The organism is Pandoraea sp. ISTKB (assembly GCF_001721285.1).
Classification (GTDB): Bacteria; Pseudomonadota; Gammaproteobacteria; order Burkholderiales; family Burkholderiaceae; genus Pandoraea; species Pandoraea capi.
Map to the genome: position 1 here is coordinate 499,974 of NZ_MAOS01000001.1, position 20,795 is coordinate 520,768.

Sequence of the window (20,795 nt, forward strand, 5' to 3'; positions counted from 1 at the left end):
GCACACACCGCAAGCTGCGGCGACAGGCATCTATTCTAGCCGAGCCGTCGTTTTGCCGCTGCGCAGTGCGTCGACGCGCAAATCACGTCCGGCCTGCGTTTGCGGCCGTCGTCGCGCCATCCAACCATTGCCACCCACCGACTGCGCCCTGCCCGCCCAGTCCGAGCAGCAGCGACGCATCGCGCACCGGATCCAGGCGCGCGCGCATAAGCGACAGGTGTGTCTTGAGCGTCTGGACGCCGATGGCGCACGCCTCGCGCGTTTGCGTGCGCGACTGGCCCGCGAGCAGGCGCATGGCAATCTCCCGCTGCACAGGCGTGAGCGCTGTCTCCCATAGCCGCTGTAACAACCGCACGGCCGGCGGTACGGCGAGATGTAGCGCGATGCGCACGCGTTCGGTCGCACCGCCCCCCATCCCGCACAAATGGGTGGCGTGCAGATGCAGCGTTCCGCCTGGCACCGGCACCGAGGCGCCCACCTGCGCGCCGGCAGGCGGGGCGTCGCACGGGTGGAGCATGAGCTCGTCGGCCAGACGCTGGCATGCCTGCACCACGATGCAGGCATAGGGCCATGCACGCCCCGGCACGAGACGCCAGACCCGGCGCATGAGTGCCAGTGCCGCAGGATCGGCCCACTCCGGCTGACGGCGATGCCAGACCAGCGTGCCCGTGATGTCGGCCCCGATGGCGTCCGACACTTCCGGACCTGGGTCCTGTATGGCGGAGGTCATCACGGCATGCGGTGGGAATGTTGGAAATGCTGGGAATGGCGCACGCTCCGGAACCGTAGCGAACCCGGCGGCGGCCGTCTCGAACGCGACGATTTCGCGCGACGTGAATCGCGGATGCTCACGCCGCCTCGACACGAGCAGCCGCAATGCGCCGATGGGAGCGGCGTCCTGGCACGGCGACGTGTCCGAGATTCGTTGTGCAGGCAGCAGACAGACGTCGAGCAAATCGCCGTCTGGCAGGCACGCGGCCAGCGCCGCCGGACGCGGCAACAAGGCCGCCCCGGCCCCCACGGCGCCCGCCCGGCTCCGGCGCTGGTGCGTGGGCATCACCCGCCCCTCCGGGAGCACGTGTTGCAGTTCGGCCACAGACGGCATCGTCCACCCGCTGGCTGCCAACCGCTCGCACGCGGCCAGCGGCGCCTGCGGAGCGTACCAGCAGGTGGCATCCGTCGATCCGTCCTCACTCACAGCGGAGGCGCCCTCCTGCGCATGGCACCAGAGCGCCGCCACGCCGTCCGCATCAAGCCAAAGACGCAGCGTTTCCAGCCACAGCGGCAGACAGCCGATGACAGGCACCGGCAATTGATGGATTTGACGAAGGCGTGTGCGCAAGTCGCCCTGCATTCGCAAGTCGCTCCTGGCCAAAGGCAATTTCGAGGAAATTTCTTATTCCACTTCAACACTGACGGACATCCCCCGTTCGGGGGATGTCGAGGGCGTCGATCGGTCGCATCATCGCTTCATTGCTGATGCGAACCGGACGACGGACCGGCACAGTACACCGATCCGAAGCGTGAAGGGGATGCGCAGGGAGCCAGTTTGCGGGGGGGACCGCCCAGGAAAGCCCCGATTTCCGGCCGTTGCATGAGGCGGCCGGTAAATGTGACGCCCGGCTAGTCGGGGGGCCAGCCGGGCGTCTTTTTCTTTTCGCTTCTCGGGACGAGATGCGCACGAGGCCGCCACACGGACACAGCCTCGCACCAAATTCAGAAACTTCTCAAAGAGACGCCGAAACCGAAAGAACGCGGCCGGTTGTCACTCGCCGCGCCCGGTTCAATGCGTCATGACGCGAACGAGCCATGACGCCATCGTGCGATCAGTAGGTTTCCGGGTCCGGATCGGTACGTTCGAGTTCGACCGACGCCGCGAGCAGCGCGAGACGCGCCACCACGCCATACATATAGAAGCGGTTCGGCGGCGCGGCACCCGGCTTGGCGTGCACGTCGGGCAGCGCCGTGTGCTCGAACGCGAGCGGCACGAAGTGCATGCCCGGAGCGTTGAGATTCTCGTCGGTACCGCGTCCGGTGTGCACACGATAAAAGCCACCGACCACATAGCGATCGATCATGTAGACGACGGGTTCGGCCACGGCTTCGTTGATGCGCTCGAACGTGTAGACCCCTTCCTGCACGATGAAATCGTGCATTTCGAGGCCCTCCTTCACCACGCTCATCTTGGTGCGCTCGCGGCGGTTCAGGTTTTTGATCTCGGCGGCGTCGTGCACCATCATCACGCCCATGCCATAGGTCCCGGCATCGGCCTTGATCACGACGAACGGCTTCTCGGTGATGCCGTACTCGCGATACTTCTTGTTGATCTTCTTGAGCACCGCATCGACCGTATCGGCAAGCTTCTCCTCACCGACACGCTCGTCGAAGTCGATCCCTTCGCACTTCGCGAAATAGGGATTGAGCATCCATTGATCGACGTCGATCATCTTGGCGAACTTCTTGACGATGTCGTCGTACGCCGAGAAGTGCTGGCTCTTGCGACGCATCGCCCAGCCCGCGTGCAGCGGCGGCAGCAGATATTGCTCGTGCAGCCCCTCGAGAATCGGCGGGATGCCAGCCGACAGGTCGTTATTGAGCAGAATCGAGCACGGATCGAAGTTCTTGAGCCCCAGACGGCGCGGCGTGCGCTCCAGCGGCTCGATGACGACGTGCTGACCGTCCGGCAACTCGATGGTCGTCGGCTCGGTAATGTCGTCCGACAGACTGCCCAGACGCACATTCAGCCCGGCATGACGCATGATCGTCGACAGACGCGCGATGTTCTGCAAATAGAACGAGTTACGCGTATGACGTTCGGGAATCAGCAGCAGATTCTTCGCGTCGGGGCAGATCTTCTCGATCGCGGCCATCGCGGCCTGCACGGCGAGCGGCAGCACCTCGGGCGCGAGATTGTTGAAGCCACCGGGGAAGAGATTGGTGTCGACGGGAGCGAGCTTGAAGCCGGCATTTCGCAGGTCGACCGAGCAGTAGAACGGCGGCGTGTGCTCCTGCCACTCGAGCCGGAACCAGCGCTCGATGGCGGGCGTCGCATCGAGAATCTTCTTTTCCAGGTCGAGCAAAGGGCCTTTCAGGGCCGTGACGAGATGCGGAACCATGCTTCTCTCATATCCAGATGGAATATCGATTGTAGAGCATCCGCCAGACGCCCCCGCCGTTTGCCATGCCCCTGGAAGGGGCACCGATCGGGGAGGGACGGCGCAATGCTGCGATGAGAGGACATGGGGGCGGGATCGGGAATCACAAGCGCGGAAGGTGTGGAAAGCGGGGAAGCACCCACACCGCCATCGCTTGCGCCAAAACCGCAGACAAAAAAACGGGCACCCTAACGGGCGCCCGCGCAATGCCGGTGCCGGCTGTCCGACCGGCCACCAGCGACTCCTTCTTGTCGCCCCGGCCGAAACCGGGGCAAAGACTGACTGACCGACGATTGCCGTCGATCAGCGGTGATCCGTCGTATTAGTTGTGGTACGCCGATTCGCCGTGCGAGGTGATGTCCAGACCTTCGCGTTCTTCGTCTTCCGGCACACGCAGACCCAGCACGATGTCGGCGATCTTGAAGGCGATGAAGGCCACGACACCCGACCACACGAGCGTGGTCACCACGCCCTGGAACTGAATCCAGACCTGACCGGCAATCGAGTAATCCGGTGCCACGGCGTTGGCGACGTAGTCGTAGATCCCCGTGCCGCCGAGCGACGGTGCTGCGAACACACCCGTCAGAATCGCGCCGAGCATACCGCCCACACCGTGCACGCCGAACACGTCGAGTGCGTCATCGGCCTTGAGCAGGCGCTTCAGACCGTTCACACCCCACAGGCAGATCACACCGGCGAGCAGGCCGAGCACGATCGAGCCCATCGGACCGACGAAACCGGCTGCCGGGGTCACGGCCACCAGACCGGCCACCGCGCCCGATGCGCCACCGAGCATCGACGGCTTGCCCTTGCCGATCCACTCACCCGCCGTCCACGACAGCGTGGCAGCGGCCGTCGCGAGCAGCGTGTTGACGAAGGCGAGTGCTGCGCCGCCGTTGGCTTCCAGACCCGAGCCGGCGTTGAAACCGAACCAGCCGAACCAGAGCAGCGAGGCGCCGATCATCGTCATGGTGAGCGAGTGCGGCTTGAACGCTTCCTTGCCGAAGCCAACGCGCTTGCCAACCATGTACGAACCCACGAGACCTGCGATAGCGGCGTTGATGTGAACCACCGTGCCGCCTGCGTAGTCGAGCGCGCCCTTCTGGAACAGCCAGCCGGCATGTGCGGTGGCAGCGTCAGCGGCAGCCGCGTCGGTGTAGGCATCCGGGCCCGCCCAGAACCAGACCATGTGCGCCATCGGCAGGTACGAGAACGTAAACCAGATCACGGTGAAGAGCAGCACGGCCGAGAACTTGGCGCGTTCGGCGAAAGCACCGACGATCAGCGCGCAGGTAATCGCGGCGAACGCTGCCTGGAAGGCCATGTAGGCGTACTCCGGCACGTTCACGCCCTTGCTGAAAGTGGCCGCCACCGAATCCGGTGTCATGCCCTTCAGGAACAGGCGATCGAAGCCACCGAAGAAGGCCCCGCCCTCGGTGAACGCGATGCTATAGCCATAGATCGCCCACAGCACGACCACGAGCGAGAAGATGATGAAACACTGCATCAGCACGGAGAGCATGTTCTTCGAGCGAACGAGACCGCCGTAGAACAGGCCCAGGCCGGGCAGCGTCATGAGAATCACAAGTGCGGTACAGGTCAGCAGCCACGCGGTGTCGCCCTTGTTCGCGGGGACAGGGGTAGCGGCTGCCGGCGCGGCCGGTGCAGCGGCCTGAGCGGCAGATGCCGGTGCGGCAGCGGGTGCAGCGGCGGCAGCCGCCGGCGCAGACGCTTCCGAAGCGGCGGCAGGCGCCGAGGCGTCCTGCGCGAACGCCGCGGTCGAGCCGAGGCCCATGGTGCCCGCAACGCCAGCGAAGGCGGCGGCGAGCAGGAGTTTGGCAAGCAGTTTTTTCATGATTGTTGTCTCTTGTTTAGGACCTTTACAGCGCGTCTTCGCCGGTCTCTCCAGTACGGATACGGACCACGTGCTCGACGTTGGACACGAAAATCTTGCCGTCCCCGATCTTGCCGGTGCGGGCCGCCTGCTCGATGGCGTCGATCGCCTGATCGAGCATGGCGTCGCCGATTACCGCCTCGATCTTTACCTTCGGCAGAAAGTCGACGACATATTCTGCACCCCGATACAGCTCGGTATGGCCTTTCTGGCGGCCGAAGCCCTTGACTTCGGTCACCGTAATGCCCGCCACGCCGATGTTCGAGAGCGCTTCACGCACCTCGTCGAGCTTGAAGGGTTTCACAATTGCGGTAATCAGCTTCATGATGAGTCGCTCCTTAGAATGTCTTCGACAACCCTACGACCACGGTAGCTTTGGAGAGCACTTTGCCGGAATTTGCGGCGGTGTAGTACTTCTCGTCGGCATTCGTATCGACGTAGGAGACCGACACGGTGAAGTTCTTGCCCAAGTCTTTCGACAGGCCGATCTTCCAGTCGGTATAGCTTGCTGCACCGAAGTTATGCACCCACTGGTGACCCACGTGGCCCACGGCCGACAGGCCCCAGAAGCCGATGTCGTAGGTCCCCGTCAGATCCAGATAGCCGCTGTTGGTCGTGTCCTGACCGTCCGGGCTCACCAGACCGAACAGACGGGTCAGTGCGTGCGAATACTTCAGCGTGATAGTTTTCCAACCCACGGCGGCATACAGTTCGAACGTATGCGGGCGTGCGAAGAACTGACCCGTCGGATAAGAGCCCGGGTAGTAGTACTGCAGACCACCGACGTCGATGGTCCAGTCAGGGATGATTTCCTTCTTCCAGCCCCCGTAAAAATCCATCTCGATGGGCGCGCTGACGGCGGAGTTCCCATCCGAGATCCAACTGATGTTCGACGCCCACACGCCGGCGTACAAACCGGATTCATGCGCAATATCGAAACCACCCTGTATCGCCGGACGCTTGGCCGTTTGCGAAATACCGCGGAAGCGATAGTCCGAGAACAGGCCGATGTTGGCGGTGACGGTCAGCGGTTCGGCTGCCGCGGCTGCGGCGTCGGCCGGTGCTGCTGCCGGTGCGGCGCCATCAGTGGCAGCCTGCGCAAATGCGCCGGCCGACATCGACATAGCACCGAAGAACACAAAGCCAGCCATTGCAGTGGTTACCGCTGTTGACACTTTTTTCATCACTTTCCCCTAAGTTGAATTTTCAACGTCTTGGTACAGCGTGTGGCAGGTTCTGAACTTGGGTAGAGCAACTCCCGTGCCAGCTCCTTCGACCACTTGCGCTGCGACGCGCACAATACGAATTTCGGGATAAAAAATTGGCAAAATTGCGGGGACGGTGATGCGGGGGTACGACACCCCGGGAACAACGAATCCCGGCAGACAGTGTCAAATGCTCATCTCCGGGCCGATGGGCCGGGGCGCTTGGCTGGCTGGGCGCAAAAAACGGTGTTAGAGTTGCGCCAACATTGAAAGCCACGCCGGATGCACCACGTTGCACCGGTCTGGCCGGCACGGGGAAGCACACTGACGGTGCAAGCACCAGATCGGTGCAAAGAAACGACGAGAGGAAGGCTTATGAAACCGAACGAGATCCTGCAAGACATGCAAGCCAAGGTGAGCGAGATGCTCAAGCAATCGCCCGCCAAGGATATCGAGCGCAACGTCAAGAGCCTGCTCAACCAGGGCTTCACCAAGCTCGATCTGGTCACGCGTGAGGAATTCGACGTGCAGGCGCAGGTGCTCGCCCGCACGCGCGAGAAGCTCGAAGCGCTGGAAAAGCGCGTGGCCGAACTCGAAGGCCTGCGCAGCGAAGCGCAAGACTAAGGACTCACGGGGGCGCGAAAGCGCCCCTTGTCACATCTGGGCTCGCGCGCCTGCGCGATGCCATGCGCTGCGCTCCGATCTCGGCGCTCTCGTCTTCGCCCCCCTGCCCTGTCGCCCTGTCGCCCTCTCGCCACATCACTGGCGCTCCACCGCCGATTGACTCCCGACTTCCGAATAAGTAGTCGGAATCCTCCTATTCGCATCGCAGACGGTTCCGGACACGCCACACCCTGAGTCCGAAACCCCCCGCCCCACCGTGTATTTGCGCCGATAAGACGTTGCGCTGTGCCGAAGGCCTGCACGACTATCGACAGCAACGCGGCAGAACGCTTCCTGTTGTGGCGGCATCGTGTGAACAGGGCGGATGGGAAGAAATGGGGATTACCGGGGATGAAAAAGGAGGAAGGTCATGTCACTGGCGATTGTCAGCAGCCGGGCGATTACGGGAATGGCGGCACGTCCGGTCACAGTCGAGGTGCATCTGGCGAATGGACTGCCAGGACTGTCGCTCGTCGGTCTGCCGGATACGGAGGTCAAGGAAAGCCGGGAACGGGTGCGCTCGGCGTTGCAGAACAGCCGTTTCGAGTTCCCGGCGCGGCGTATCACGATCAACCTGGCGCCGGCCGACTTGCCCAAGGCGTCCGGCTGCTTCGATCTGCCGATCGCGCTGGGCATTCTGGCGGCGAGCGGTCAACTGCCCGAGTCGGGTCTGCGCACACATGAGTTTGCGGGGGAGCTTTCGCTGACGGGTGAGCTACGCCCCGTGCGCGGCGCACTGGCGATGGCAAGTGCGATGGCAGCGCAACCGTCGGCGCGCGCGCTGGTGTTGCCGGTGAGCAGCGCCCAGGAAGCAGCACTCGTCGAAGAAGCGACGGTCTACGGCGCCCGGACCTTGCTCGACGTCTGCGCCCATCTCGCGGAACCGGATGTCGCCACGCCGCTACCTCGCGCTGTCGTCCCACGAGCCTCCAGCGATGACGAGGGCCTGAGCGGCACGCCAACAGGTGACCTGGCCGACATGCTCGACATCAAGGGGCAGGAGCACGCCAAGCGTGCGTTGGAAGTGGCGGCAGCGGGCGGCCATCACATTCTGTTTTATGGGCCGCCGGGTACCGGCAAGTCGATGCTGGCGACACGCCTCGCAGGACTGCTGCCACCGTTGACCAAGGCGCAGGCGGTAGAAGCCGCGACGCTCGCCAGTCTGAGCGCGCGGGGGTTCGACATGCGGCATTGGGGGCGTCGTCCGTTTCGCGCGCCGCATCACACGGCATCGTCTGCGGCGCTGGTCGGGGGCGGCAGCGTGCCACGCCCGGGGGAGATCAGTCTCGCCCATCGCGGCGTATTGTTCCTCGACGAATTGCCCGAGTTTCAGCGTCGCGTGCTGGAGGTACTGCGCGAGCCGCTGGAGCTGGGACACGTCACGATTTCGCGGGCGGGCGGTCACGCGACGTTTCCTGCGACGTTCCAACTGGTGGCGGCGATGAATCCGTGTCCCTGCGGCGATCTGGGACATCCTGCGCGAACTTGCCGTTGCACCAGCGAGGCGGTAGCGCGCTATCGCAACCGCCTGTCGGGACCGTTGCTGGATCGCATCGATCTGCATGTCGAAGTCCCGGCACTGAGCGCCGAAACGTTTGCCGCACCCGCCACAGGTGAGCGCAGTGAAGTAGTGGCCGAGCGCGTGCGGCAAGCGCAAGCGCGTCAGTTATCGCGTCAGGGGCAATTGAATTGCAGCCTGTCCAATCGTGCGCTGGAAGCGCAATGCGCGTTGGCGTCGCCCGCGCAGGACGTGCTGCACCGCGCGGTGACGCAGCATCACTGGTCCGCCCGTACCTACCACCGGGTGTTGCGCGTGGCGCGCACCATTGCCGATCTGGCGGAGCACGATGCGATCGACGCCCACCACATCGCCGAAGCCGTGCAGTACCGCGAGGCGCCGACATGAGGGAGCGTAGGTGCGCGCCGGGAACGTCTTACTCCAACGTGAACGAGTCGAGAAACTGATCGACCTGTTCCTGGCTCGGGGCTTTCGTCGCCATCACGACAACCTGATAGACGTGATTGCCGCGTCCGACGAAGCGGGCGGAGACGAAGCGCTCGGCCTTGTCGCTCCCAACGCTGGCGACGCCCTTCGCCGAGACGGCCATGCCGGGTAATGCGGGAGCGTCGCCCGCCTGACGCACCATCACCTGCGAAGGTGCCGCCGTGCTTTCGTTCACGTTGGCGAGCAATCCGTGCCGCAGTTCGTCAACGACCGTCTGGCGCAGCGTGGCATCGTCGCTGGGCAACGTGACGACACCCACCGCGAAGAGTGCGGCATCCACGCGCGCGGCTTGCATGCGCATCGGCAACGGCCCGGAGGCGAACTTGACCTCGCGCTCGTCCTGCGTCGGCTTGGCGGGATAGGCGACGGCGTACGCGCCATCCTTGTCGTGGACTTCGCGCCAATCGTAGCGCGGGGAACAGGCGGCAAGCACGACAGTCGCAGCAAACGCGGCAAACATCACGCAGACACGGACAACGCGATTCATAACGATGGAGTGTGGAGGTTGATCGGAGTCGCCATTATCCATCAGGCGTTGCGGCAGGAAGAACGCCACATGAACATCGCGTCAACGGCATTCGACGGTATATCCCCGAGATATCACCCCCTGTCCTCGCCTCACCGGCGCGCCACGAACGAGTCGAGACGGATCCCGGTATGATCGACGCCATGACATCCCTCCTCGTCCGCAACGCCCTCGTCTGGATCGCCGGTGCTTTCGCCACCGGCATGGTGGCCGCTGCACCGTCGTCCGGTGAAGCGCAACCCAGACTCGAACTGGCGCAGGCCACCGGCGTCACGTATCCGCGCGAGGGCACTGCCGCGCCGGCACCGCTCGACCGCAAGGTGGCGGCGCAGCAACAGGCCGCCGTCCCGTTGGCGACGGACTTCTCGGCGCACGCGCGCCGGGCGGCGTCGCTCGACATGCCGCTGATCGTGCTGGTGTCGTTGCGCGACTGCGTCTATTGCGGCCCGATCCGTCAGCGCGAACTCGCACCGCTGGTGCGCAGCGGCAAGTACGAAGTGCGTGAGATCGGCATGGACAGTACAACGCCGGTGCGCGATTTCGATGGATCGACGACGACGGGCGTCGTCTGGGCGCGTGCCCATGGCGTCAAGGTATCGCCGACGGTTTTGCTCCTCGATACGAGCGGCCGCCCCGTTGCCGACCCGTTGATCGGTGCCGGCTTGCCGGACTTTTACGGCGCTTATCTCGACGACGCCATCGCCCGTGGCCGCGCCCGTTTGCACCCGGGCAGCGGCACCACGACGCGCTGAGATTCAGAGTAGAATCGACGTCGACTCGTCCCCCAAAATCACCCACACGGCTGTGTCATGAGCGCTACGACCTCCCGCAAGTCTCCTCTCGGCAAGATCATCGCCATCGCGATCATCGCCGCCGTGGCTATCGCCGCCTACTTCACCTTCGCCGGACAGAAGCGCGCGCCCGAAGCCACGTTCACGTTGCTCTCCGGCCAGAAGCTCGCGACCGACCAGCTCAAGGGCAAGGTCTATCTGGTCAACTTCTGGGCGACGAGCTGCGTCACGTGCATGAAGGAAATGCCGACGATGGTGAAGACGTACGAGAAGTACAAGGGTCAGGGACTGGAGTTCGTCGCCGTGGCGATGAGCTACGATCCGCCGATGTACGTGATGAATTACGCGCAGACGCGTCAGTTGCCTTTCAAGGTGGCGATGGACTCGGACGGCAGCGTCGCCAAGCAATACGGCAACGTGCAACTCACGCCGACGACATTCGTCGTGGACCGTAACGGCAAGGTGCTCAAGCAGTACGTCGGTGAGCCGGAATATGCCGAACTGAACAAGCTCATCGAAACGGCACTCGCGAAGCAGGCCTGACGCACATCGACGCGAGGCAGTCAGTCGCTAGTCTCTAACGTCGATACGCTACGAACGAAAAAGCGCCCCGCGGGGCGCTTTTTGTTTGGCCTCGATGAAGCCGGGGACACCAGCGACCCACCACCAACCGTGAGCCGCCCCCTTCATCGACCATCGTCGATCATCACCGCCCGTCCCCGCCCTCGCCGTGTCCACGCGTATGCAAGCCATAGCGCTTGAGCTTTTCGTACAGCGTGGCCTTGGGAACATGCAGCGCCTCGGCGGTCGCGGCCACGTTGCCCTTGCTGTGCTCCAGCGCTTCTTGCAGCACGGCGCGCTCGAAACGTTCCACCTGTTCCTTGAGCGGCAGCGGCGCGAGCGTGCCGTCGCTTTCCGGCGCGCTCGCCACCCCCAGCACCAAACGGTCCGCAGCGTTACGCAGTTCGCGCACGTTGCCGGGCCAATCCGATTGCAGCAGCTCCTGACGCATCCGATCCGACACCACCGGCGCGGGCCGTCCATACCGCACGGCGGCGTCGAGCATGAAGTGTTCGAACAGCGGCAGGATGTCTTCGCGCCGCTCGCGCAGCGGCGGCAGCGCCAGCGTCACTACATTCAACCGGTAATACAGATCGCGACGGAACGTGCCCTCGCGCACGAGCGCTTCCATGTCACCCTTCGCGGCGGCCACGACACGGCAGTCGACACGAATCGACTGATTCGAGCCGAGCCGCTCCAGCACACCGTCCTGCAACACGCGCAGCAACTTGACCTGCAACGCCGCTGGCATGCTCTCGATCTCGTCGAGAAACAGCGTGCCGCCCGACGCGTGTTCGAGCTTGCCGATGCGACGCTTGGCCGCGCCGGTGAACGCCCCGACTTCGTGACCGAACATCTCGCTCTCGAAAATCGCTTCGGGCAACGCACCGCAATTCAGCGCGACGAACGGCGCATCGCTACGGCGCGACAGTTCGTGCAGGCTGCGCGCGACCAGTTCCTTTCCGGTGCCGGTGTCGCCGTTGATGAGGACAGGCGCATCCGTCATGGCCACGTTGGCGATGAGCGTACGCAGCGTCTCCATCGACGGGCTGCGTCCTATGATGCGCGAGGCACGGCCGCCCTGCTCCGCCAGTTCGCGACGCAGCGCCTGATTCTCCAGCATGAGCTTGCGGGTCTCGAGCGCACGCTTGGCCGACTCGATCAGACGATCCGGCGCAAAGGGTTTCTCGATGAAGTCGTAAGCGCCGTCGCGAATGGCCTGTACCGCCATCGAGATATCGCCGTGACCGGTGACGAGAATCACCGGCACTTCCGGCGCGTGCTGACGCAAATGCGCGAGCAGTTCGAGTCCACTCATGCCGATCAGGCGAATGTCGGATACGACAATGCCGGCGAAGTCCGGCGTAATACGCTCGCGCGCAGCTTCGGCCGAGGCGAGTCCGAAGGCATCAAGCCCGGCGAGTTGCAGGCTCTGCAGCGTGGCACGCCGCACGAGTTCGTCGTCTTCGACAAATAGGATCTGGAGGTTCTTGTACATCATGCGATTGTCGCGCCGGTGCGTTGCACGCGGCGCAGCGTCACGAGAAATTCTGCGCCACCGCCCGGAACATTGCGCGCGACCAACTGGCCGCCGTTCTCTTGTGCGATGGACGACGAAATTGCGAGTCCGAGCCCCATGCCCTGACCGCCCTCCTTTGTACTGAAAAACGGCTCGAACAGACGCGGCATATGTGCCTCCGCAATCCCCGGCCCGTTGTCGCGCACGTAAATGCGCACCCACAGGTCGTCCGCGTCTACATCGATCCAGATCGACGGCGAGGCTTGCGGGCTCGCGGCCCCCACCACGGCGTCGATGGCATTTCCCACCAGGTTGATCAGCACTTGTTCGAGCCGCAACCCTTCACACGCCACCTGAACGTCTTCGAGTCCGTTGGCGAACGTTGTCGTTACCTGGATGCCGGCGAGACGTCCGCGCAACAGCATCAACGTGTTGTCCAACGCGCGTGCCACCGAAGCTTCCATGTCGCCGCGACGCGCGCGTCCGGCGAAAAGCCGCAACTGCCCCGTAATCTTGCCCATGCGATCGGTGAGCGACGCAATGGCTTCGAGGTTTTCCTGCGCGGCGTCGTACTCGCGACGCTCGATCAGCACGCGCGTGTTGTCCGAGAAGCTGCGCAGCGCGGAGAGCGGTTGATTCAGTTCGTGCGTGATGCCCGCGGCCATCTGGCCCAGCGCCACGAGTTTCGACGCCTGCACGAGTTCGCTCTGGGCCTCGCGCAATTCATGTTCGGTGCGTGAACGCTCCTGCACTTCGGTTTGCAGACGTTCGTTCGCGGATTGCAGATCGGCAGTGCGCTCAGCCACGCGCTCGCCCAGCTCGGCGTACGCCGATTGCAGCAACTCGCGGCTCTTGAGCATATCGCGCACACGTTGACGCCGCTGATTCCACGCCACCCCCAACAGACATGTGAACGCCGCAAGACACGCTGCCGCCACCGCCGCGATGCGTGCATTGGCGATCACCTGATCGAGCGGCGCGAAGTACATGAGCGTCCAGTCCGGCTCCCCCAGCTTGCGTTGCACCGCGAGAAAGCGGCGGGTCTTGCCCGAGCCGCGACCATCGCGAACGGTCACGACTTCACCGTCGGCATCGAGTCGCTCGTCCTCGCTCCACGCGAGTGGCGTGACGTTCTGGTTGTAGTACTGACGCGTGCTGTCGAGCGCCGCCTTGACATCCGGGGCGAGCGGCGTGAGCGAACGATACTGCCAGCGCGGCTCGGACGACAGGAAGATCACGCCATGATCGTCGGCGACGACCACAGGTTCGGAGGCGTCGGCCCCCGCGCGCTGAAACCACTCCAGATTGAGCTTCACCACGACCACGCCGTGGATCTGTCCGTCGACCAGAATCGGCTGGGAGACGAAATACCCCGGCTCGCCGGAGGTCGTGCCCACGCCATAGAAGCGGCCGAAGGCGCCTTTGATGGCGTCGATGAAATACGGACGGAACCGATACTCCTGCCCGACGAACGTCGCCTTCTCGCGCCAGTTGCTGGCCGCGAGCGCAAGGCCATTGGCATCGATGACATACGCCGCCGAGGCCTTGGCGCGCTGGTTCACGTCGAACAGATAGTCGTTGGCCCGCTGCACGACGGCCTTGTTCTTGGGGTCGAGCAGCAGGTCGTGCACGTACGGATGCAGCGAGAGCAGGTACGGCAGGAATTCGTAGCGGTCGACGGTGCTGCGCAGGCTGCCCGCGTAGCGCTCCACGCGCGCGCCGGCGTTCACGCGCAGGTCGGCCACGCCGCGCTGCCAGCTCAGGGCGTACGTCAACCAGCAGAACAGGACACTCGCCAGCAACATGACGACGATCCACGACCAACGGCGCATCGGTACAGTCCTCTCGAAATCGATGGGGACTTCGTCGCGCCGGGAGGTCGCTGCGTTCACGGGCGACGCGGCACCTTGCGAGGTGTCGCTCGAACGGGCGCGGCTCATGTTGTCGTGCAGGGTAGCCATTAGGGCGTGAGTGAAGAAATACGCCTTGTTGACGTCGGTTGCCGGTTCGTACGATGGCGACAGAAGGCGCGTGGGCACCCCCTGTCGGCATCGCCAGACCCGTGCATATTCACGAGAATCAAGGACCACCGGGCGGCGAAGCTCAGGCGCTATTGTGCCTGTGCCGCGCCGCCCGGTGGCAAACGTTACGAACGTTACTCTGGCGGGACGGCAGCGGTGTCATGCGAGACCGCACCGCCGCCCCTGCCACCGGCCGTCAGGCCAGCTCAGGACCTTGCTTGCCCGACATAGCCTCGGCCAGCTTCTTGCGGTCCAGTTCCTTTTCCCAGGCCGACACGACGATCGTCGCGACACCGTTGCCGACGATGTTCGTCAGCGCGCGGCATTCGCTCATGAAGCGGTCGATACCGAGAATCAGCACCATCCCGGCGACCGGAATCGTCGGGATCACGGCCAGCGTAGCGGCCAGCGTGATGAAGCCGGCGCCGGTCACGCCCGAAGCGCCCTTCGAGGTCAGCATCGCCACGGCGAGCAGCGTGAGCTGCTGGCCCCAGGTCAGGTCGATGTTCGTCGCTTGTGCGATGAACAGCACGGCCATCGTCATGTAGATGTTGGTGCCGTCGAGGTTGAACGAGTAACCGGTCGGGATCACCAGACCCACCACCGACTTCGAGCAGCCGGCCTTTTCCATCTTTTCCATCAGGTGCGGCAGTGCGGCTTCCGACGAGCTGGTACCCAGCACGATCAGCAGCTCTTCCTTGATGTAGGCGAGGAAGCGGAAGATCGAGAAGCCCGTGAACTTGGCGATCAGACCCAGCACGACGATCACGAACAGGAACGACGTCAGGTAGAACGTGCCCATGAGCTTGGCCAGCGGCACCAGCGAGGCGATACCGTACTTGCCGATGGTGAAGGCCATGGCACCGAAGGCGCCCAGCGGAGCGACCTTGGTGATGATGTGCACCACGCGGAAGAGCACGCCCGACACGCTGTCGATCCAGCTCGTCACCACGCGGCCACGCTCGCCGATCGCGCCGAGGGCGGCGCCGAACAGGATAGCGATCACGAGGATCTGGAGGATTTCACCCTTGGCGAACGCATCGGTGATCGTGTTCGGGATCAGGTGCAGCAGGAAGTCGGTGAACGTGTCGCCGTGCGCGGCCTTCGCGGCGTAGCCGGCGATCGCCTTCGGATCGAGCGAGTTGATATCGACGTTGAAGCCGGCGCCCGGCTTCAGGATGTGCGTGGCGATCAGACCGATCACCAGCGCGAGCGTCGACACGACTTCGAAGTAGATCAGCGCCTTGCCGCCAACGCGGCCGACCTTCTTCATGTCTTCCATGCCGGCGATACCGGTCACGACCGTACAGAAGATCACCGGACCGATGATCATCTTGATGAGCTTGATGAACGCGTCGCCAAGCGGCTTCATCTCAACGGCGAGATCGGGCTTGAAGTGCCCGAGCAGAATGCCGATGACGATGGCAAACAGCACCTGCACGTACAGGATGCGGTAAAAGGGTTTTTTGGTCTGGGTTTGCATGTTGTTTCCTCTTCAGGCAGTGGGGCAAGCCACCGCCCTTGTTATCAATCCGCGGTGACCCCGCGAATCTCGCTTTGCGCAAAGCGCATTTGCTCCTCCATCACCATCTGGGCCAGCTCCTTCTTCAATTCATTGAATTCGCTGCCTGCCGTGTCGCGCGGACGGGGCAGGTCGATGACCACGTCCCGCTTGACCGTGCCCGGCCGGTACGTCATGACGACGACCCGGTCGGCCAGATAGATCGACTCCTCGATGCTGTGTGTGACGAAAATGATCGTCTTCTTGAATTCCTCCCAAATGCGCAGCAGCTCGTCCTGCAACGTGCGACGCGTAAGCGCGTCGAGCGCACCGAACGGCTCGTCCATGAGCATGATCGGGCTGTCGAGCGCCAGCACGCGGGCAATCGCCACGCGCTGACGCATGCCACCCGACAGATCGCGCGGAAAGCGGTCGCGAAATTCGCGCAGATTGAGCTTGCCGAGCAGCAGGTCCACGCGCTCGTTGATCTCGGCGCGTTTCATTCCCTTGATTTCGAGCCCGAAGGCGATGTTCTGCGCCACCGTCATCCACGGAAACAGCGCGTACTCCTGGAACACCATGCCGCGGTCCGGGCCGGGTTCGGCTGCCGCGTCGGCGCGTCCGTCGATGCGGATCGCGCCCGACGTCGGTTGCACGAAGCCCGCGAGCGCGTTGAGCAGCGTCGACTTGCCGCAGCCCGAAGGGCCGAGCAGGCAGACGAACTCCCCCGCGTTGATGCTCAGATCGATGTCCTTGAGGGCATCGACGACACCGCCGGGCACCGGGAACTGTTTGTTGACGTGATCGATTTGAATAAGCATGTCGGTCGTCTCCCTCGCCTTACTTGGTTTCCAGACCACGATGCCACTTGAGCAGGTGGTTGTTGAGACGATCCATGCCGAGGTCGATCACCAGACCGAGCAGACCGATGGTCAGCATGCCGGCGATGATCTTGTCGGACCACATGTACTCGCGCGCTTCCAGAATGCGATAGCCCAGGCCGTTGTTCACGGCGATCATCTCGGCCACGATCACCACGATGAACGCCGTGCCGATACCGATCCGCACGCCCGACAGGATGTAAGGCGTAGCCGCCGGCAGAATCACGCGGCGGAAGATGGTCAACTGGCCGGCGCCGAGGTTGCGCGCCGCACGCAGGTAGATGCCGTCGACGTGACGCACACCGGCGATCGTGTTCATCAGCACCGGGAAGAAAGCCCCCAGCGCGATGAGGAAGAACGCGGGCGGGTTACCCAGACCAAACCACAGGATGGCCAGCGGGATGTACGCGATCGGGGGAATCGGACGCACCACTTGCACCAGCGGATTGAACAGGCCGTAGACGCGCGTGCTCGTCCCCATGAGCAGACCGAGCGGCAAGGCGATGCCCGCCCCCACGAGGAAGCCCATCACCACGCGATACAGGCTGTGCGTGGCGTCCATGAGCAGTTCGCTCGACTGGAGCCACGCGTTGAAGCCGTCGGCCATCGCGACGGTCGGCTTGAGGTATTGCCACCACTTGATCACGACGGCGAGCGGCGACGGGAGAATGATCGGGTTGATCCAGCCGAGGCCGGTGACGATCTGCCAGATCACCACGACCGCGACCGGAATCAGCACACCACGCAGCAGACGCGTGGTGCGCGAGACCCCCGAATTGGGAAGAACTGCGGACATCCGTTCGCCTCGCCTTACTTGATGTTCAGCTTGGTCTTCGCCTTGGCGAGCAGGTCGAGCTTGACCCAGTCTTCAGCCTTCGGCACCGGATCCTGCAACTTGCCCACGCCGTATTTCTTCATCAGGTCGGTGGTGAGTTGCACGTGCGAGAGGCTCAGGTCGTAGCTGTACGGCGAGTTGCCGATGGCGTCCGTGAAATCCTGCTCGGTGATCTGGTTCTTGAACATGTCCTCGCGAACGAACTTCTCGGCGGCCTTCGGGTTCTTGATGAAGTAATCGGTCGCTTCGACGAACGCGTACATCAGACGCTGTGCGACGTCCGGCTTTTCCTTGTAGAGCTTCTCGGTGATCACGAGCGCGCGGACCGGCTCGCCGATCGGCGTGTCGTACGGCTTGAGAACTTCGACACCGAAGCCCTTGTTGATGGATTGCGACGCTTGCGGTTCGGACTGGCACATCGCATCGATGCTGCCGGCGGCGAGCGCCTGATTCAGATCGGCGAACGCCATGAACATGATCTGCACGTCCTTGCCCGGCTGATCCGACCACGTCAGACCGGCCTTCGCCAGTTCTGCGTACAGAATCAGTTCCTGAGCGCCGCCGCGAGCCACGCCGACTTTCTTGCCCTTGAGATCGGCCACCTTGGTGATCGGCAGGCCCTTCTTCGCCACGAGACGCACACCGCCCTTGGCAAAACCGGCGACCGCATAGATCGGCGCGCCCTGCGCACGACCTGCGATCGCGGCGTCAAGCGCGCTTGCCGACACGTCGATCTGACCGGCCACGATGGCCGGCATGATGTCCACGCCCTTGGCGAACATCCGTTCCTCGATCTTCAGGCCGTACTTCGGTCCGATCACCTTCATGTACGACACGGCGCCGTAGTGAGCGAACTTCAGATTCCCCAGACGCACCAGATCGTCGGCAAACGCGTGAAGCGAAGCCGCGCATAGCGCAGCGGCGGCAAGACATTGCTTGAACATAAGGTCTCCTCTCTTATTAGAACGGCTTGCTCTGGGTTTCCGGATTCCTGATGGGAATTCGGACGCCCCGGCAGCACGCGCGTTAGAAAGCAATACTTATGCCAGCGATGCAAGTCATTGATTTTACTGTGGGAAGCTGTGGAAAACCCGATGTTCGGTTATACGAAAAACCAGAAAACAGGCGGATAAACTTTCTGGATTTCCAGAAAATTCGGTGAAATTGGGAAATTTCACGCGATATGACGGCGACGGTGCGGGCAATCCCCGAGCGGGATACGCCACAACGGTCCGTTGAAAAAATCGAAAGCCGCCTTGAACCCCTGTCCTTGCGAGGTCAGGCGCATCGAAGACAGCGACGGACGACGGCAGGCGCGATCGCCCGCCATCGTCCTGACGGCTTTGTCAGACGGTGTCGCTCAGGCGGACAGCGCCTCAGGCATCGGCGTTTGGTAGCCGAGTGCGGCGGAAATTTCCGCGGCGCACGCCGACAGACGCGACGAGATGTCCGGCAGCAGCGCGCGCGTCATGCGTGAGGACGGGCCCGACGCCGAGAGCGATGCAATCACTTCACCGGAGGCATCACGCACCGGCACCGCCACCGACACGGCTTCCGGTGCGAGTTCGCCAAAGCTCACGGCGCAGTCCTGACGTCGCACGTTGAGCAGTTCCGCCGCCAGTTCGTCGCGCTCGATGAGCGTGCCTGCCGTGAAGCGCTTGCGCGGACGGCCCAGCACTTGCGCGCGAACGTCGTCCGAGGCAAACGCCAGCAGCACACGACCCGAAGCGCCCACGTACAGCGGACGGCGATTGCCGACCACGCCATGCACGCGCAGCTCGTGCGTCGATTCCACGCGAGCGACGCACAGCGATTCGAGACCGTCGCGCACCCGCAGCTGGATGTTCTCGTTAAGCGCGCGGTTGAGCGCCTGAAGATGACGATGCGCCACCTTCACGAGGTTGACCTGCTCGTGCCCCGCCACGCCCAGCACCAGCGCCTGCGCGCCGAGTACGTAAGTGACCGGGCTGCCCTCGCGGACCACCCAGCGGTGCTGTTCGAGCGTCGCCAATAGACGAAACGCCCGCGACTTGTTCAGGCCGGCACGCTGCGCCAGTTCCGTCACACCCAGGCCGGGACATTCCCCGACCAGCGACAGCAGCGAAAGCGCCGTGTCGACTGAAGCGACTGTGTAGTCCATCAAACTTCCTCGCTATGTTGTTCGGCATAGGCGGCGAGCGACGCCGCGAATTGGCCAAGTTGCGCTTGCAGCGCCGAGAAGCCGTCATGCTTCTCGCCGCAAGATTCGTCCAGGTAGAGCGCCCGGTTCAGTTCGATCTGCACGCTGTGACGTCGCGCGGCGGGGCGCCCGAAGTGGCGCACCAGATCACCGCCGTGATACGGCACGTTGTAGGCCACCCGAAAGCCCAGACGCGTGAATTCCGCCATCACCCAACGGGAGAACGCCGGATCGGCCGTGGTGCCGTCGCCATCGCTCACGAGCACATCGGGGCGCGACATGCCCGCATCGGGGTCGAGCGCTCCGCCGCGCGAGCCCATCGAATGGCAATCGAGATGCCAGACCACACCATGGCGTTCCCAGGCGGCATCGAGCGCATCGCGTAGCGCGTGGCGATAAGGCCGGTAGTAGTCATGGATGCGGCGCTCGACTTCGGCCACCGTCAGACGGCGGTCGTAAAGCGGGACATTGGGGGCAGCGAAGCGGTGCAGCAGTCCGACACCGCGCTCGCTATAGGCTTGCGGGCGCGCGTCGTGCGGCCACAGGCTCGCGAGCAGTTCGGGGTCGAGGTCGTGCTCGGCACGGTTCGGATCGATGTAGGCGCGCGGGAACAGCGCCGCCACGAGTGTCGCGCCATGATGTGTCGCGACAGACCAGAGTTCGTCGACATGGGCATCGCCGCAGTCGTGAATGGCCCGCGTTGGCGCGATCGTGTCGAAGTCCGCCGGAAACACGACGCCGCTGTGTGGCGAGTCCAGCACGAGGGCAATGCTTTGCCCTGGCGGCGTCTCCACGAAATAGCGGCCTTCGATGACCTGGCGCGACATGCAATCTCCTCACGTGCGGGCATCCTGTTTTGAGGTGCAAAACAAGACATCAATATTTTGGAACAGCGCACCGCAAGGAACAAGATGACGGTTGTTACAACATATTTCGCCCGCTGGAACGGGCGGAGAGGGGAAATTCGGCGGCGTTCGCAGCAGATAGGCGGGAGAACCAGACGGGACGGGGACTTGCGGACGATGCGTCGGCAGAAATGCCGATGGCGGCTGTGACGGC

General features: G+C 63.6%; 18 protein-coding genes. 4 read left to right on the forward strand and 14 right to left on the reverse strand.

The features are described from left to right. Positions 1 to 82: 82 nt before the first annotated feature. The 5 genes from A9762_RS02250 to A9762_RS02270 form a co-directional block, all read right to left on the reverse strand. A complete protein-coding gene (locus A9762_RS02250) occupies positions 83 to 1,354 on the reverse strand; it encodes a hypothetical protein (RefSeq protein WP_069340376.1) in 1,272 nt (423 codons plus the stop codon). A gap of 472 nt (positions 1,355 to 1,826) precedes the next feature. Next, positions 1,827 to 3,116, reverse strand: coding sequence for a glutamate--cysteine ligase (gene gshA, locus A9762_RS02255; protein ID WP_069340377.1), 1,290 nt, complete (start codon positions 3,114 to 3,116; stop codon positions 1,827 to 1,829). 361 nt (positions 3,117 to 3,477) lie between these two features. Beyond that, positions 3,478 to 4,950 (reverse strand): ammonium transporter, encoded by a 1,473-nt coding sequence (gene amt, locus A9762_RS02260; protein WP_240493421.1) that lies wholly within the window; start codon positions 4,948 to 4,950, stop codon positions 3,478 to 3,480. An 85-nt stretch (positions 4,951 to 5,035) separates the two neighbouring features. Then, positions 5,036 to 5,374: a P-II family nitrogen regulator gene (locus A9762_RS02265; RefSeq protein ID WP_047906773.1), complete on the reverse strand. Its 339-nt coding sequence runs from the start codon at positions 5,372 to 5,374 to the stop codon at positions 5,036 to 5,038. 13 nt (positions 5,375 to 5,387) lie between these two features. After that, a complete protein-coding gene (locus A9762_RS02270; protein WP_069340379.1) occupies positions 5,388 to 6,233 on the reverse strand; it encodes a TorF family putative porin in 846 nt (281 codons plus the stop codon). Positions 6,234 to 6,629: 396 nt separating this feature from the next. Here A9762_RS02270 and A9762_RS02275 point away from each other — a divergent pair, with 396 nt between their 5' ends. Then, positions 6,630 to 6,878, forward strand: a complete 249-nt coding sequence (locus A9762_RS02275) for an accessory factor UbiK family protein (protein ID WP_069340380.1) — start codon at positions 6,630 to 6,632, stop codon at positions 6,876 to 6,878. Positions 6,879 to 7,287: 409 nt separating this feature from the next. After that, positions 7,288 to 8,823 carry a YifB family Mg chelatase-like AAA ATPase gene (locus A9762_RS02280; RefSeq protein ID WP_069340381.1) on the forward strand — a complete coding sequence of 512 codons (1,536 nt, stop codon included), beginning with the start codon at positions 7,288 to 7,290 and terminating at the stop codon, positions 8,821 to 8,823. Positions 8,824 to 8,851: 28 nt separating this feature from the next. On the opposite strand, the gene A9762_RS02285 is transcribed toward A9762_RS02280, so the two are convergent. Continuing rightward, positions 8,852 to 9,409, reverse strand: a complete 558-nt coding sequence (locus tag A9762_RS02285) for a hypothetical protein (RefSeq protein ID WP_069340382.1) — start codon at positions 9,407 to 9,409, stop codon at positions 8,852 to 8,854. 182 nt (positions 9,410 to 9,591) lie between these two features. Here A9762_RS02285 and A9762_RS02290 point away from each other — a divergent pair, with 182 nt between their 5' ends. Both A9762_RS02290 and A9762_RS02295 read left to right on the forward strand, forming a co-directional pair. Beyond that, positions 9,592 to 10,200 carry a thioredoxin gene (locus tag A9762_RS02290; RefSeq protein ID WP_240493411.1) on the forward strand — a complete coding sequence of 203 codons (609 nt, stop codon included), beginning with the start codon at positions 9,592 to 9,594 and terminating at the stop codon, positions 10,198 to 10,200. Between the two features lie 57 nt (positions 10,201 to 10,257). Beyond that, a complete protein-coding gene (locus tag A9762_RS02295) occupies positions 10,258 to 10,782 on the forward strand; it encodes a TlpA disulfide reductase family protein (RefSeq protein WP_069340383.1) in 525 nt (174 codons plus the stop codon). A 163-nt stretch (positions 10,783 to 10,945) separates the two neighbouring features. Here the strand turns inward: A9762_RS02295 and A9762_RS02300 are convergent, their stop codons facing one another. The 8 genes from A9762_RS02300 to A9762_RS02335 form a co-directional block, all read right to left on the reverse strand. After that, a complete protein-coding gene (locus A9762_RS02300) occupies positions 10,946 to 12,298 on the reverse strand; it encodes a sigma-54 dependent transcriptional regulator (protein WP_069340384.1) in 1,353 nt (450 codons plus the stop codon). Continuing rightward, on the reverse strand, positions 12,298 to 14,280 hold the full coding sequence (locus A9762_RS02305) for a sensor histidine kinase (protein ID WP_083253546.1): 1,983 nt from the start codon (positions 14,278 to 14,280) through the stop codon (positions 12,298 to 12,300). The genes A9762_RS02300 and A9762_RS02305 overlap by 1 nt, the downstream gene beginning before the upstream one ends. A 256-nt stretch (positions 14,281 to 14,536) precedes the next feature. Further along, entirely contained in the window at positions 14,537 to 15,823 is a 1,287-nt protein-coding gene (locus tag A9762_RS02310; protein WP_069340385.1) for a dicarboxylate/amino acid:cation symporter, read from the reverse strand. 44 nt (positions 15,824 to 15,867) lie between these two features. After that, positions 15,868 to 16,662 (reverse strand): ABC transporter ATP-binding protein, encoded by a 795-nt coding sequence (locus tag A9762_RS02315; RefSeq protein ID WP_069340386.1) that lies wholly within the window; start codon positions 16,660 to 16,662, stop codon positions 15,868 to 15,870. Between the two features lie 19 nt (positions 16,663 to 16,681). Further along, positions 16,682 to 17,518 (reverse strand): ABC transporter permease, encoded by an 837-nt coding sequence (locus A9762_RS02320; RefSeq protein ID WP_069340387.1) that lies wholly within the window; start codon positions 17,516 to 17,518, stop codon positions 16,682 to 16,684. A gap of 14 nt (positions 17,519 to 17,532) precedes the next feature. Beyond that, positions 17,533 to 18,501, reverse strand: a complete 969-nt coding sequence (locus tag A9762_RS02325; protein WP_069340388.1) for an ABC transporter substrate-binding protein — start codon at positions 18,499 to 18,501, stop codon at positions 17,533 to 17,535. Between the two features lie 416 nt (positions 18,502 to 18,917). Beyond that, on the reverse strand, positions 18,918 to 19,697 hold the full coding sequence (locus A9762_RS02330; RefSeq protein WP_069340389.1) for an IclR family transcriptional regulator: 780 nt from the start codon (positions 19,695 to 19,697) through the stop codon (positions 18,918 to 18,920). Further along, positions 19,697 to 20,563: an N-formylglutamate amidohydrolase gene (locus A9762_RS02335; protein WP_069340390.1), complete on the reverse strand. Its 867-nt coding sequence runs from the start codon at positions 20,561 to 20,563 to the stop codon at positions 19,697 to 19,699. Before A9762_RS02335 ends, A9762_RS02330 begins: the two co-directional genes overlap by 1 nt. Positions 20,564 to 20,795 lie beyond the last annotated feature (232 nt).